This window comes from Capnocytophaga sp. G1920 (genome assembly GCF_051417515.1).
On record NZ_JBPRKH010000002.1, the window covers coordinates 56,453 to 70,547 of the forward strand.

General features: G+C 38.6%; 14 protein-coding genes and 3 tRNA genes. 15 read left to right on the forward strand and 2 right to left on the reverse strand.

What is annotated here, in order from left to right; genetic code table 11:
• Nucleotides 1-100 precede the first annotated feature (100 nt).
• The 15 genes from ACSQ7D_RS02165 to ACSQ7D_RS02235 all read left to right on the forward strand — a co-directional run bounded on the left by ACSQ7D_RS02165 (nt 101) and on the right by ACSQ7D_RS02235 (nt 11,878).
• Nucleotides 101-790: an SIR2 family NAD-dependent protein deacylase gene (locus ACSQ7D_RS02165; RefSeq protein ID WP_437135212.1), complete on the forward strand. Its 690-nt coding sequence runs from the start codon at nt 101-103 to the stop codon at nt 788-790.
• Complete coding sequence (locus ACSQ7D_RS02170) at nt 787-1,026, forward strand: hypothetical protein (RefSeq protein WP_002672069.1); 240 nt, start codon at nt 787-789, stop codon at nt 1,024-1,026. The genes ACSQ7D_RS02165 and ACSQ7D_RS02170 overlap by 4 nt, the downstream gene beginning before the upstream one ends.
• Complete coding sequence (gene pyrF / locus ACSQ7D_RS02175) at nt 1,016-1,834, forward strand: orotidine-5'-phosphate decarboxylase (RefSeq protein WP_437135213.1); 819 nt, start codon at nt 1,016-1,018, stop codon at nt 1,832-1,834. The genes ACSQ7D_RS02170 and pyrF overlap by 11 nt, the downstream gene beginning before the upstream one ends.
• Before the next feature lie 137 nt (nt 1,835-1,971).
• Entirely contained in the window at nt 1,972-2,418 is a 447-nt protein-coding gene (locus ACSQ7D_RS02180) for a GNAT family N-acetyltransferase (RefSeq protein ID WP_002672071.1), read from the forward strand.
• A gap of 55 nt (nt 2,419-2,473) precedes the next feature.
• A complete protein-coding gene (locus ACSQ7D_RS02185; RefSeq protein WP_308765869.1) occupies nt 2,474-3,124 on the forward strand; it encodes an epoxyqueuosine reductase QueH in 651 nt (216 codons plus the stop codon).
• 5 nt (nt 3,125-3,129) lie between these two features.
• Nucleotides 3,130-4,806, forward strand: coding sequence for a tRNA pseudouridine(55) synthase TruB (gene truB, locus ACSQ7D_RS02190; RefSeq protein ID WP_308765870.1), 1,677 nt, complete (start codon nt 3,130-3,132; stop codon nt 4,804-4,806).
• A gap of 1 nt (nt 4,807) precedes the next feature.
• Entirely contained in the window at nt 4,808-5,857 is a 1,050-nt protein-coding gene (locus ACSQ7D_RS02195; protein WP_308765871.1) for a glutaminyl-peptide cyclotransferase, read from the forward strand.
• Nucleotides 5,858-5,902: 45 nt separating this feature from the next.
• Nucleotides 5,903-8,017, forward strand: coding sequence for an ATP-dependent DNA helicase RecG (gene recG, locus ACSQ7D_RS02200; protein WP_308765872.1), 2,115 nt, complete (start codon nt 5,903-5,905; stop codon nt 8,015-8,017).
• Nucleotides 8,018-8,128: 111 nt separating this feature from the next.
• Nucleotides 8,129-8,203 (forward strand) — tRNA-Val (locus ACSQ7D_RS02205).
• A 40-nt stretch (nt 8,204-8,243) separates the two neighbouring features.
• Nucleotides 8,244-8,321, forward strand: a tRNA-Val gene (locus ACSQ7D_RS02210).
• 36 nt (nt 8,322-8,357) lie between these two features.
• Nucleotides 8,358-8,432, forward strand: a tRNA-Val gene (locus ACSQ7D_RS02215).
• Between the two features lie 168 nt (nt 8,433-8,600).
• Nucleotides 8,601-9,305 carry a MotA/TolQ/ExbB proton channel family protein gene (locus ACSQ7D_RS02220; protein WP_308765873.1) on the forward strand — a complete coding sequence of 235 codons (705 nt, stop codon included), beginning with the start codon at nt 8,601-8,603 and terminating at the stop codon, nt 9,303-9,305.
• 27 nt (nt 9,306-9,332) lie between these two features.
• Nucleotides 9,333-9,719, forward strand: a complete 387-nt coding sequence (locus ACSQ7D_RS02225; protein ID WP_437135214.1) for an ExbD/TolR family protein — start codon at nt 9,333-9,335, stop codon at nt 9,717-9,719.
• A gap of 8 nt (nt 9,720-9,727) precedes the next feature.
• Nucleotides 9,728-10,555: an energy transducer TonB gene (locus tag ACSQ7D_RS02230; protein ID WP_308765874.1), complete on the forward strand. Its 828-nt coding sequence runs from the start codon at nt 9,728-9,730 to the stop codon at nt 10,553-10,555.
• A 108-nt stretch (nt 10,556-10,663) separates the two neighbouring features.
• Nucleotides 10,664-11,878 (forward strand): bifunctional folylpolyglutamate synthase/dihydrofolate synthase, encoded by a 1,215-nt coding sequence (locus ACSQ7D_RS02235; RefSeq protein WP_437135215.1) that lies wholly within the window; start codon nt 10,664-10,666, stop codon nt 11,876-11,878.
• A 41-nt stretch (nt 11,879-11,919) separates the two neighbouring features.
• On the opposite strand, the gene mgtE is transcribed toward ACSQ7D_RS02235, so the two are convergent.
• A complete protein-coding gene (gene mgtE / locus ACSQ7D_RS02240; RefSeq protein ID WP_437135216.1) occupies nt 11,920-13,275 on the reverse strand; it encodes a magnesium transporter in 1,356 nt (451 codons plus the stop codon).
• 27 nt (nt 13,276-13,302) lie between these two features.
• Entirely contained in the window at nt 13,303-14,076 is a 774-nt protein-coding gene (rsmA, locus tag ACSQ7D_RS02245) for a 16S rRNA (adenine(1518)-N(6)/adenine(1519)-N(6))-dimethyltransferase RsmA (protein ID WP_437135217.1), read from the reverse strand.
• Between the last annotated feature and the right edge of the window lie 19 nt (nt 14,077-14,095).

Consider the following 14,095-nt stretch of genomic DNA (forward strand, 5'->3'; position numbering starts at 1 on the left):
CAAGTCGTAGCACGATAGGCAATTAGAAACTTTGGCAAGGTGCAAAGCGCACGAAAGCGCAAATTAATTCTCTGACAAGACCATAACTAACATTACCAATATGAAAAAGAAGAAAATAGTAGTCCTCACAGGGGCAGGGATTAGTGCTGAAAGTGGTGTAAAAACTTTCCGAGATGCCAATGGCTTGTGGGAAGGTCACGATATAGAACAAGTGGCAACACCTTATGGTTTTGAGAAAGACCCTGAACTTGTATTGAACTTCTACAACGGCTTGCGCAAACAGGTGAAAAATGTGCAACCTAACCCCGCTCACTTATTATTAGCCGAGTTGGAAAAAGAGTACGACGTGGTAATTATCACTCAAAATGTAGATGACTTGCACGAACGTGCGGGTAGCCATCACATTATTCACTTACACGGCGAACTGCTAAAAATGAGAGGAGTAGATGACCCCTATACGCTCTACGACTGTACTGACGACATCAAAGTGGGCGACCTGAGCCCCAGTGGAGCGCAATTACGACCTCACATTGTGTGGTTTGGCGAAGATGTACCAATGATTGTAAAGGCTGCCGAAGAGGTAGAAACTGCCGATATAGTGGTTATTGTAGGTACTTCATTACAAGTGTACCCCGCTGCTGGATTGATGAACTGTGCCAAGAAAGATACACCTATATATTATATAGACCCACGTCCAAGCATCAGTAGTAAAGATAAAATCACTGTAATTAAAGACGTTGCTTCAACAGGGGTAGCTAAAGCTATTGAACTAATAAAAGAATTGAAATGAGTAACTTCCCAAAATTTATTTTAGGTGACAACACCGATATGCCCGACGCTATGTTCGTGGTGCATTTAGAGTATCCGCGCTTCGTGCTGAACTTAGACAACGACGAAGTAGAATGGCTGGAAGAGTTTGACGAAGAAGACACCAAAGAGTTAGAGGCTGAAAGCGAGAACCTTATAGAAGAAGCTATCGCTTTCTACGAACGAGAAATCGCCCGTATAGAAGAAAATGACTACTAAGCAACTCATACAGCAAATCGAAGCTAAACAATCGCTGTTATGTGTGGGCTTGGATACCGATATGACTAAAATTCCTCCTCACTTGCTTGAAGAGGAAGACCCGCTCTTTGCGTTCAACAAGGCGATTATAGAGGCTACCCACGCTTTTGCGGTAGCCTACAAACCCAATACAGCTTTCTACGAAGCACACGGCGAAAAAGGTTGGCGCGCCTTAAAAAAGACGATTGACTACCTAAACCGTCACCACCCCGAGATTTTCACTATTGCCGATGCCAAACGTGGGGATATAGGCAACACTTCAAGTATGTATGCCAAAGCTTTCTTTGAAGATATGCAATTCGATAGCGTGACAGTAGCCCCCTATATGGGAAGGGATTCGGTAGAGCCTTTTTTAGCTTTTGAGAACAAACACACCATTCTCTTAGCTCTAACTTCTAATGAAGGGGCTTTCGACTTCCAAACGCAAAAACTCAACAATGAAGAGCTGTACAAAAAGGTATTACGCACCTCACTCACTTGGCAAAACAGCCAAAACCTGATATACGTAGTAGGCGCAACCAAGGCGGAATACTTAAAGGAAATACGCAAAATTATCCCTAAACATTTTCTATTAGTACCTGGAGTAGGGGCACAAGGAGGCAGCTTGGAAGAGGTATGTAAGTATGGTTTGAACGACCACTACGGACTGCTTATCAACTCGTCAAGAGGCATTATTTACGCTTCTAAGGACGAAGACTTTGCCAAAGTAGCAAGTGAAAAAGCTGAGGAATTACAACAGAAGATGAAATTAATGCTTAATGGTAAATGATAAGTGGTAAATGAGTAGTAATGAAAAGGAACAAGAGAAATGAGAAGTAATAGGTATATCAACTTTGTATAAGTTTAAAACTTTGGCAGAATATGGTGATTAAAAACTAGTAAACTAATGACTAACAACTAAATAATATGATTACATTTTTAAATAAAAGCAACATTACACCAACCATTGAAGATGACGCTCACAGACTTTTTTCACTGTTGAGCAGGCGCTACCAACAACGACTATCTGACCTTTTTCAAGACAAAACTAAAGCACCTTATGTAGTAGGTTATATAGAAGACGGTCGCCTACACGGAATGGCTTCTATGGCTATCTACAGAGTGATTTCGGGCTATAAAGGTTGGATAGAAGATGTGGTGGTAGACGAGATGGCACGTGGTAAAAAAATAGGCACTCAGCTCATTCAACTTCTTATCGCCAAAGGCAAAGAATTGGGCTTAGGAGAAATATTGCTCTTTACCTCGCCTACTAACGAAGCTGCTATTAAGCTCTATGAAAATGAAGGCTTTAAACGTAAAGGTGCAGAGGTATATGTGAATGCTCTCAAACAAATGTACCCACCAGAGTCTTGATATATTACTATTTCTTTGTATTTTTGCCCTCTAATAAGGAAACAATAAAAATACTATGGAATTAGTCCACAAGAATCTCGTATTACCCAATAATGGCAAAAAGCTCTTGTTACACACTTGTTGTGCACCTTGTTCAGGTTCAATTATACTATCTATTCAGGGGTCGGGGATAGACTTTACTATATTTTTTTACAACCCTAATATTCACCCTCAAAAAGAATATGAAATTCGCAAAGAGGAAAATATTCGCTTTGCCAAAAAGTGTGGCGTACCTATTGTAGATGCCGAATACGACACCGATAAGTGGTATACGCGTGCTAAAGGTATGGAATTTGAACCAGAACGGGGCAGTCGCTGTGCGATGTGTTTTGATTTGCGTATGGAGCGTACGGCTTTATATGCTTACGAAAACGGCTTCGATACCATTGCAACCTCATTGGGCATTTCGCGTTGGAAAGACCTCAACCAAGTGAATGAAGCAGGCAAAAATGCTGCCAATAAGTACGAGGGACTTACCTATTGGGACTACAATTGGCGCAAAAACGGAGGTGCTGCCTGTAATATGGAAATCTGCAAAAACGAGAAGTTCTACCAACAAGAGTACTGCGGTTGTGCTTTCTCGTTGCGCGATGCTAACAAATGGCGAGTAGCTAACGGAAGAGAGAAAATACGAATAGGGGAAAAATACTACGGAAGTGAAAAGTGAATAGTATGATAACTCCAGAAGAACTTACAGAAGGTCGTATCTTGCTTATCGATAAGCCCCTGCAATGGTCGTCGTTTCAAGCAGTGAACAAAATCAAATGGGCAATACTCAGACACTATAAGCTCAAGAAGATAAAGATAGGGCACGCAGGAACATTAGACCCGCTTGCCTCTGGTTTATTGGTGATTTGTACGGGCAAATTTACTAAGAAGATTACCGAAATACAAGACGCTGTAAAAACTTATACGGGTACTATCACCGTAGGGGCTACGACTCCTTCCTACGATAAGGAAACCGAAATAGATGCCCACTACCCTACTGACCATATCACTCCTGAACTGATAGAACAAGTGCGAATGCAGTTTGTAGGGGAACTCGTGCAAACGCCTCCTGTATTTTCAGCTATCAAGAAAGAAGGCAAACGGCTCTACGAATTTGCCCGCGACGGGAAAGAAATAGAAGTTCCTCAGCGCACTATCTATATTCACAGTTTCAATATAGATGCAAGTCTGTTTCCTAAGTTGCACTTTGAGGTGGTATGTAGCAAAGGCACCTACATACGCTCCTTGGCAAACGACTTTGGTAAAGCCTTAGGGTCTGGTGGCTATCTATCTGCATTGCGACGTACTAAGATAGGTGATTTTTCGGTAAATGATGCCTTAACGCCTGATGAATTTATAAACATACATATTCCAAAAATGCAAACAAAACCTATTATTCTCACTACTGTATTCGAGCGATTTATCGATAAGAATAAAACAACTCTTAATGACCATTTCGCTCGAAAAGAATCTACTTTGAACACACAAAACAATAGGAAAAAGTCTATTAATGAAGTGTATGAAGAGCGAGAGCGAGAACGCCTTAATAAACAACAAAAACAACAACACACTTCCGACCTTAATATAGAAGCTATTTTTCCTCGAAAAAAGAAGAAAAAGACCTCAGGAATCAAATATGAGTTTCGCTACTTTCTATCGATGTTTTCAAATACTGATAAGGCAATTATACTTACTTTACTGATACTTTTCGGTACGATAGTAACCCTTATGGTGATACAACTTAGCAGTAGAGAGAAAGAAATAATGATTGAAATGGCATTCACTCCAGATGATTTACCTTATGAACCTCCAAAATTAGAGGAACAAACTGAAGCGCCTGATCTTTCTCAAACTATGAATGCAAAACTGACTACTAATGCTTATAATCAAGCCGATGCTGACTTACGTCATACTGAGAATTTTAAAACTTTAGACGAAATAATGGCAGAGCGTGCTTCTCAAGAGATGGAAAGTGCTAAAGAAGAATTGGTGAGTAATAATAAAATGTCGTCTAACTTAGTAATATCGGACGATAATACTCTTCAAAAAACAACTAAAATTTCATCTGATAATAAAGTAAATAAGAATACTTTAGTAAAATATGCCTTATCTGGCAGGACAGGAAATATACCTAACCCTGTATTTACTTGTGAAAAAGAAGGGCAAGTAGTGATTATTATTACAGTTGATGAAGCAGGAAGAGTTATTAGAACAGCTCTTGACAAAATGAATTCAACTACCAATGATGATTGCCTTATAGAAAACTCATTACTATATGCTAGCAGAGCCAGATTTAATGCTGTAACAGGCAAAAAAGAGCAAACAGGAACTATTACTTATATTTTTCAAAGTAAACGATAGAATGAAATTACAACAGTTAATTTGCATATTAAGTTTCTTATTAATAGGAGCTTGCAAAAATGCAAATCCACCTAAGCAAGACGCTTTCAATATAGAACTGTATCCTAAAAAGAAGGAATACCACATAGGAGAAACTTTACAGATAAAAGTTGTGAATCCTAAGTTTGAAGGTAAAATAGTAAAGATTAGCTATCAGTTTCATCACCAAGAGCTTGTTGTTACTAATGAGAACATAGTACTTGAAAACCTAATGTTAGGTAAACAGCCTTTAGAAGTAACTGTATATACTGATAAAGGAGAAGTTTATAAAGTACGAAAAGAAATTTTACTTTTAGCAGGACAAGCTCCTAAATTGTATACTTATAAAATACTAAATGAATATCCCCACGACAAACAGGCTTATACTCAAGGTTTAGAATTTATAGGTGATACTTTAGTAGAAAGCACAGGGCAATACCGAGAATCTTCCATACGCAAATGGAATCCTTTTACGGGCGAAATGTACAAAAATGTACCTTTACAAGCAATGTATTTTGGTGAAGGATCTACCGTTTTTAGAGATAAAATTATCCAACTCACTTGGAGAGAAAATATAGGATTTGTATATGATACTCAGCTAAAACTGTTAAAAACATTCTCTTACCATAAAAGTAAAGAAGGTTGGGGGCTCTGTCATAACGGCAGTGATAAACTTTACAAAAGTGATGGTTCAGAAAAGATTTGGATACTCAATCCTAACACTTTTGAAGAAGTAGACAGTTTACAACTATGTACTAATAAATCTATTTTTACCAATGCTAACGAATTAGAATTTGTAGACGGGAAAATATATGCTAATACTTATCTAAAAGATGGTATTATGATTATCAACCCCAATAATGGTGCTATAGAAGGCGTTGTAGATGTACGAGGATTAAAAGAAAAAGTAGAACAAACTCCTGACTTAGATGTTCTTAATGGCATTGCTTATCACGCTAGGCGTAATACTTTCTTCATCACGGGTAAGAATTGGAGTAAGATATTTGAGGTAATTTTTATAAACAAGAATTAAATAATGTGAGCTTGATGTTTGTATTTTTTTATTACTTTTGCTCTTATGATTCCAGAGAATATCCTACATACTCCCATCAACTATCTGCGTGGCGTGGGCAATCAGCGGGCTGAACTTTTGAAAACAGAGCTCGGTATTTATGAGTATCAAGATTTGCTAAACTTGTTCCCTAACAGGTATATCGACCGTACCAAGTTTTACAAAATCAACGAATTACAGAACAATAATGCCGAGGTGCAACTCGTAGGCAAGATAGTAAACTTACGCACAGTAGAGTCGGCTCACCAAAAAGGTACTCGTCTTGTTGCTACCTTTGTAGACGATACGGGCGCTATGGAGCTCGTGTGGTTCAAAGGGCTCAAATGGTTGCGTGAATCCCTAAAAATCAACGAACCTTATGTGATTTTTGGCAAACTGAATTTCTTTGGAGGCACTTTCTCTATGCCTCACCCCGAAATGGACTTGCTCAGCGAATTCAAGAAGGCAGGACACAGCAGTATTCAGCCCGTATATCCCTCCACCGAAAAATTAGCTAAACGCAACATTACCAATAGAGTGATGCGCCAATTAGTACAAACGGTTTTTGAAGAAATAGGCAATAGCTTTGCTGAGAATTTACCGGATAACATACTCACTTCAATGAACCTCATCTCCAAGCAGGAGGCAATGCGCAATATCCACTTCCCTACAAATCAAACTTTGCTTACTAAAGCCTCTGTACGACTCAAATTTGAAGAGCTTTTCTACATACAAGTACAGTTGGTACGCAAGAATCTTCTGCACAAACAGAAGTTCCAAGGACAACCTTTCAAGAATGTAGGCGATGCTTTTATGAACTTCTATAACCATCATTTGCCTTTTCCGCTTACCGATGCCCAAAAACGAGTATTGAAAGAAATACGCGCCGATGTGGGCTCAAATGCCCAAATGAACCGCTTGTTGCAAGGCGATGTAGGCTCTGGTAAAACCATCGTAGCCCTAATGACGATGCTTTTAGCAGTAGATAATGGTTGTCAGGCCTGCTTGATGGCACCTACCGAAATTCTCGCCAATCAGCATTACCAAAACATTAGTGAACTACTAAAAGAAACAGGAGTAACTGTAGCACTGCTCACAGGTTCGTCTAAAACTAAAGAACGCAAAATGTTAGACGAACAATTACAGTCTGGAGAGCTTTCTATCCTTATAGGCACTCACGCTCTTTTGGAAAACAAAGTACAGTTCAGAAACTTAGGACTCGCCATTATCGATGAGCAACACCGATTTGGGGTAGAACAGCGCTCGAAGTTATGGCATAAAAACACTATTCCGCCTCATATTTTAGTAATGACCGCCACCCCTATCCCACGCACTTTAGCGATGAGTGTATATGGTGATTTAGATGTTTCGATAATAGATGAGCTCCCCCCTGGGCGTAAGCCTATTAAAACTCTACATCAGTTTGAAAACCACCGTGCAGAGACTTATGAATTTATTAAAAAAGAGATAGATAAAGGAAGACAAGCTTATGTAGTATATCCACTTATAGAAGAATCGGAAGCGTTAGATTTTAAGAACCTTACCGAAGGCTATGATTATATCACGGCAAGCTTTCCTTTGCCAAAATATAAGGTTTCTATGGTACACGGTAGACTCAAACCAGCTGAAAAAGATGCTGAAATGGAGCGCTTTCTACGTAATGAAACACAAATAATGGTGGCTACCACCGTGATAGAAGTGGGGGTAAATGTTCCCAATGCCTCTGTAATGGTAATTGAGAGTGCCGAGCGCTTTGGACTTTCACAACTACACCAGTTGCGTGGACGTGTAGGGCGTGGCAGTGAACAGAGTTATTGTATATTACTCACAGGTAACAAAATGAGTAACGATACTCGTACACGTATGGAAACGATGGTGCGCACCAACGACGGTTTTGAAATCGCTGAAGTAGATCTAAAATTGCGTGGTCCTGGTGACCTAATGGGTAAGCAACAAAGTGGAGTGCTCGCTCTAAAAATAGCCGACCTTGTAAAAGACCAAGATATACTAAAAGCAGCACGCTTTCAAGCTATCGATCTACTGAAAGCCGATCCTAATTTAGAGTTGCCCCAAAACCAACGCATAGCCCACACGCTCTATCAGTTACAACGCTATAAAAACCTCTGGACATACATTTCATAAAGGAGCTGAAGAGGTGATGCTTACTACATTGTAATCTTTTTCTACTTTTTTTCACCAAAAAATTTGGAGAGTTAAAAAAAAGTAGTACCTTTGCACCCGAATTAAACGTAAGGGTTCTTAGCTCAGCTGGTTCAGAGCATCTGCCTTACAAGCAGAGGGTCACTGGTTCGAATCCAGTAGGACCCACTTAGGTTAAAATTAAAAAATTTTTATCATTGTAATTTTGGGGTTCTTAGCTCAGCTGGTTCAGAGCATCTGCCTTACAAGCAGAGGGTCACTGGTTCGAATCCAGTAGGACCCACCAAAACTCGGATTTTATTGTTGTTTTCATAATTAAAAAGGATTCTTAGCTCAGCTGGTTCAGAGCATCTGCCTTACAAGCAGAGGGTCACTGGTTCGAATCCAGTAGAGTCCACAAAAGCTACTCAATACTGAGTAGCTTTTTTTGTTAATTATTCATTTTAATAACAAATGATTATCAAGTGTTTATAATTTTCTAAATTGTTAATTATTAATTAATAATTGTCTATTGATAATTATTTCTTATTTTTGCGATATTTTTAAACAGAAAAACAAAAATAATATGTTAGGATTACAAACTTCTGTAGACGTTGCAACTACTGCAACCGAGACTGCTCCCATCGCAGTACAAGAGAAAACCCTTTCTATAATGGAACTGATTCTAGATGGTGGTATGGGCAGTATCATTATTATTGGTATTTTATTTGTGATGCTCGCTGTAGCTCTTTTCCTCTATTTTGAACGCCTTTTTGCTATTAAGGCAGCTTCTAAAATGGATAAAACTTTTATGTATAAAATACGTGATTGTATCTCAGCTGGACGCTTAGATGCTGCTAAAATGCTTTGTGTACAATCGAATACTCCTGTAGCACGCCTTATTGAAAAAGGGGTTTCTCGTATAGGTAAACCTCTTGAAGATATTAATAAAGCTATTGAAAATGCAGGCACTTTAGAGGTCTACAATCTTGAAAAGAATACGGCTATTCTCGCTACTATTGCAGGAGCAGGACCTATGATTGGATTCTTAGGTACAGTTGTTGGTATGATTATGTCATTCCACGAAATGGCTTCAGCAGGCGGTCAGGCAGAGATGGGGTCATTAGCAAGTGGTATCTACACCGCGATGGCAACTACCGTAGCAGGGCTTATAGTAGGAATTATTGCTTATGTAGGCTACAACCACTTAGTAGTAAAAACTGATAAGGTGGTACACCTAATGGAAGCCAATGCTGTTGAATTCTTAGACTTGTTAAACGAACCTCTATAGGTCTTAAAAAACTACTCTGATCTAATTATGAAATTAAAAGGTAGAAATAAGGTAAGTCCTGAGTTCAGTATGTCGTCTATGACGGACATTGTGTTTCTGTTGTTAATATTCTTTATGATTACTGCCAACAGCCCCAATGCACTTGATTTGTTATTGCCTAAAGCTAAAGGTAAAAGCACCAATACACAAAACGTTTCAGTAAGCATTGATAAATATTTAAACTATTTTCTTGACAAGAAACCTATTTCAGTAGATAATCTCGATACAGAGCTCAAATCAGCACTCAAGGGAGTAGAAAATCCTACTATCATTTTGCGTGTAGAGGAAAGTGTACCTATTGAAAATGCGGTAACAGTGATGGATGTGGCAAACCAAAACCAATTTAAGGTGATTTTGGCTGTTCGTCCAAAATAGAAAGGTATATGAATTTATTCGATACAGAACATAAACGTAAATCCTTAGCACTCACTACGGTTGTGATGTGTTTAGTAATCTTCATACTGTTTTTTGCAGGAATGAAGTACTTAGACCCACCACCCGAAAAAGGTGTAGAGGTTATTTATGGAGTTGATTTGGTAGGAATGGGCGAACGCACTCCTCCGCCAAGTGCTGCTAAACAGGAAGAAACTAAAACATCTCCTCAAACACAACCAGAACAGAGTACTTCACAAGAAGTAAAGGAAAACCTTTTGGCTCAAGATAACAACGAAGAAGTTTCTGTACCCGAAGTACCTAAAAAGAAAGAAAAAAAGAAAGAAACACCTAAAAAAGATACTCCAAAAGAGAGTCCAAAACCCGCTCCTAAGCCTTCACGGGAAACTTCGGATGCGTTATCAAATATATTGGGAGCTGCCAATGCAGGTGGTAGTGGTACCTCAGGACAAGGAGATGGCAACCAACCTGGTTATCAGGGACAGATAGATGGTAGTCAGTACGCTAATTCTTATTATGGCTCAGGAGGTGGTAATGGCACTGGCAAAGGTTGGGGATTGAAAGGTCGTACTATTGCTTCACAAGGTAAAGTACCTCAAAATTGCAATGAGGAAGGACGCGTAGTAGTACAAATAGAAGTAGACCGTAGTGGTAAAGTAGTAAAAGCTACTGCTGGTGTGAAAGGAACTACTAACTCTGCTCAGTGTTTGCTGGAAGCTGCTCGAAAAACAGCTACTATGCACCGCTGGAACGCCGATGATAATGCTCCTGCACGTCAAGTAGGTTTTATTGTTATCAACTTTAAACTCGGAGAATAAGAAATCAATTAATAATTGGTAATTAATAATTAACAAGATGAGATAATGGTTATAGTATAACTGATTATCTCATTTTTGATTGTAAAACAACTAAAATTATCTTTAACATTGAATTATCAAGAAACACTTTCGTGGATGTTCAACCGCTTACCAATGTTTCAAACACAAGGTAAAACCGCTTTGAACAACAAATTAGATAATATCCTCGCCTTTACTTCGGTGTTAGGAAACCCTCAAACAAAATTCAAAAGTTTGCATATTGCAGGCACTAACGGAAAGGGTTCTTCCAGCAGTATGCTCGCTTCTATCCTACAAGAGGCAGGATTTAAGGTAGGATTGTACACCTCTCCACACCTCAAAGACTTCCGCGAACGTATCAAAATTAATGGGAAGGAAATACCTGAAGACTATGTGGTAAGTTTTATAGCTAAAAACAGACCCTTTTTGGAAGAATATCACCTCTCATTCTTTGAAATGACAGTAGGAATGGCGTTCAGCTATTTCGAGAATGAAAAAGTAGATATCGCTGTGATAGAAGTAGGTTTAGGAGGACGTTTTGACTCCACTAATATTATCATTCCCGAAGTTTCTCTTATTACCAATATCTCCAAAGACCATACTGATATTTTAGGAGATACTTTACCTAAAATAGCTTTTGAAAAAGCTGGTATTATCAAACGAAATGTGCCTGTAGTAATCAGTGAATATCAAGAGGAAACTGCTCCCGTCTTCACAGCAAAAGCTAAAGAAATGAATGCTCCTATTATTTTTGCTAATCACATAGAAACTTCTCTTACAACCGACCTTCAAGGTGCCTACCAAGAGAAAAACATCAAAGGAGTAATAGCTGTTACCGAATTGCTTATCCACCAGGGGTGGGATATTACTCCGGAGAATATTGCACAAGGTCTTTTACACGTAGTGCACAATACAAATCTGAAAGGTCGTTGGCAAACCCTTGGCTCCTACCCTACTATCGTATGTGATACAGGACATAATGTGGGCGGACTTACTTATGTGATGGAACAACTCAAAAAGCAAACCTATACACATCTTCATATTGTAGTAGGTTTTGTAAAAGAAAAAGATGTAAATAGTGTTTTAGAGCTTTTCCCAAAAGAAGCTACCTATTATTTTTGCAGTCCTGCTATTGCAAGAGGACTTAATGTAGATACATTAAAGAAAATTGCCACTACAAAAGGACTCCAAGGGGAGAGATATTCTTCAGTAGCAGAAGCCTTAAATGCCGCTAAAGCACAAGCGCTTCCCACTGACTTTATCTTTGTTGGTGGAAGCACGTTTGTAGTTGCGGAAGTGTTGTAAAATAACAAAAAGCGGATACTGAAAAACAAATGAAGGTTGTTTTAAAATCCTAATATCATTTTTGCGATAAAAAAGTAAATCAAGATACCTAAAACATCGTTGCTGGTAGTGATAAACGGACCCGTAGCAACCGCTGGGTCAATACCGCGCTTGTGGAGAAGTATCGGGATAAAAGTACCTATCACAGCAGCATTTACAATCACTGTAATGAGTGCTATGGCTACCGTAATACTTACCAAATACTCAGCTTGAAAAGCAAAATGGCTTACTAATATCACTATTCCTGCAATAGTTCCTCCGTTGATGAGTCCTAATAGAAATTCTTTGAATAACCGCTTGATAAGTTCGCCGTCGATAGAATTATTTGCTAATCCTTGTACTATTATCGCCGATGATTGTACTCCCACATTTCCCGCAGTAGCTTGAATAAGCGGAATAAATATCAATAATATAGGGTAAATCATCATCGTATCCTGAAAACCATTGATAATACTCGCTGCACCTAATCCTCCGAACATTCCAATAAGTAACCAAGGCAAACGTGCTTTGGTAAGTTTCCATACACTATCGCTTGCCTCCACATCATTGGTAATACCTGCTGCCAACTGATAGTCTTTTTCAGCTTCTTCTTTTATCACGTCCACCACATCATCAATAGTGATGCGTCCCACAAGACGTTTCATTTCATCAACTACAGGAATTGCCTCTAAGTCATACTTACTCATTATGTGAGCTACCTCTTCGGCAGTATCAGTAACGTATACGTAGTCTACTTTTGGAATATAAATGTCTTTCACTTCTGAGCGTGTGGAAGTAGTAAGCAAATCTTTAAGTGAAAGTCGTCCTTTAAGCACATCATTATCATCTACCACATAAATAGAATGCACACGAGTAACGTGAGCCGCCTGTTCGCGCATTTCTTTTACGCATTTTAGCACATTCCAATTCTCATTTACCTTTACAAGTTCCTTCGCCATTAGTCCTCCCGCAGTATCTTCGCTATAACGAAGTAATTCTACGATGTCTTTGGCGTGTTCTACGTCCGTAATATGCGAAATAACCTCTGTTTTTCTATCTTCGGGCAATTCAGAGATGATATCCACCGCATCATCGGTGTCCAACTCGATGATTTCATCGGCAATTTCTTTTGCAGAAAGGTTTTTTAAGATATTCTCACGGTAATCATCGTCTAATTCTGTGAGTACATCTGATGTTTTCTCAGCATCAATTAAACGAATGATGTATACCCCCTCTTCAATATCCAATTCGTGAATGATTTCAGCTATATCGGCATAGTGTAAATCATTTAAGAGGGTTGTAAGTTCTTTATTTTGTTTTTCCTCAATGAGTTTATGGATTTTCTCAATGAGTTCATCTGTTATTTTAAAAGTTGTCATAGTTTTAAGACGTCAAATCGTTAGCTATCAAACTTGATTACTGATTTTTTTAGTAATAAAAACAAACTCTTGCCAAGGCAATTGCTCAGGACGCTTATCAAATATAGGGTCTTGCTTTAAATTCTCATCTGTAAGTAGTGGTTTTAGGCTGTTGCGAAGGGTTTTTCGCCGTTGATTGAAAGCTGTTTTCACTACGGTAAAGAATAATCCTTCATCACAATCTAAATGGAAGTCAGCTTTCCGTACTAATCGTATTACACCGCTCTTTACTTTGGGCGGAGGATTAAAAACACTCTCCGAAACTGTGAATAAATAGCTCGTTTCATAAAAAGCCTGTACTAAAACTGATAAAATTCCATACGTTTTACTGCCTTCGTGCTCGCATATACGTTCGGCTACCTCTTTCTGAAACATTCCACTAAACTCAGGAACATATTTTCGCAGTTCAAGTAGTTTAAAAACGATTTGAGTAGAGATATTATAAGGAAAATTACCTATAATAGCAAATGGTTCGGATAAATAACCCGCTACATCATATTTCAAAAAGTCATCGGCAATTATTTTTCCTCTTAATGCAGGATAATTTGCCTCCAAATAAGCTACCGATTCCTTATCGATTTCCACTATGTGCACATCAACGTCTTTTTTGAGCAAAAACTGAGTAAGCACGCCCATTCCAGCTCCTATTTCTACTACTTTTTTATAGTTTTTTAGCGATAATGTATCAGCTATTTTCTGTGCAATGTTTAAATCTTTTAAAAAATGTTGTCCTAAATGCTTTTTTGCTTTTACTAATTCCATTTATATACCTTTCAGAGAG

Excerpts from the sequence above, each read along its gene's own strand:
- ACSQ7D_RS02165 (WP_437135212.1), top strand. The coding sequence starts at position 101 with ATGAAAAAGAAGAAAATAGTAGTCCTCACAGGGGCAGGGATTAGTGCT.
- ACSQ7D_RS02170 (WP_002672069.1), top strand. The coding sequence starts at position 787 with ATGAGTAACTTCCCAAAATTTATTTTAGGTGACAACACCGATATGCCC.
- pyrF (WP_437135213.1), top strand. The coding sequence starts at position 1,016 with ATGACTACTAAGCAACTCATACAGCAAATCGAAGCTAAACAATCGCTG.
- ACSQ7D_RS02180 (WP_002672071.1), top strand. The coding sequence starts at position 1,972 with ATGATTACATTTTTAAATAAAAGCAACATTACACCAACCATTGAAGAT.
- ACSQ7D_RS02185 (WP_308765869.1), top strand. The coding sequence starts at position 2,474 with ATGGAATTAGTCCACAAGAATCTCGTATTACCCAATAATGGCAAAAAG.
- truB (WP_308765870.1), top strand. The coding sequence starts at position 3,130 with ATGATAACTCCAGAAGAACTTACAGAAGGTCGTATCTTGCTTATCGAT.
- ACSQ7D_RS02195 (WP_308765871.1), top strand. The coding sequence starts at position 4,808 with ATGAAATTACAACAGTTAATTTGCATATTAAGTTTCTTATTAATAGGA.
- recG (WP_308765872.1), top strand. The coding sequence starts at position 5,903 with ATGATTCCAGAGAATATCCTACATACTCCCATCAACTATCTGCGTGGC.
- ACSQ7D_RS02220 (WP_308765873.1), top strand. The coding sequence starts at position 8,601 with ATGTTAGGATTACAAACTTCTGTAGACGTTGCAACTACTGCAACCGAG.
- ACSQ7D_RS02225 (WP_437135214.1), top strand. The coding sequence starts at position 9,333 with ATGAAATTAAAAGGTAGAAATAAGGTAAGTCCTGAGTTCAGTATGTCG.
- ACSQ7D_RS02230 (WP_308765874.1), top strand. The coding sequence starts at position 9,728 with ATGAATTTATTCGATACAGAACATAAACGTAAATCCTTAGCACTCACT.
- mgtE (WP_437135216.1), bottom strand. The coding sequence starts at position 13,275 with ATGACAACTTTTAAAATAACAGATGAACTCATTGAGAAAATCCATAAA.
- rsmA (WP_437135217.1), bottom strand. The coding sequence starts at position 14,076 with ATGGAATTAGTAAAAGCAAAAAAGCATTTAGGACAACATTTTTTAAAA.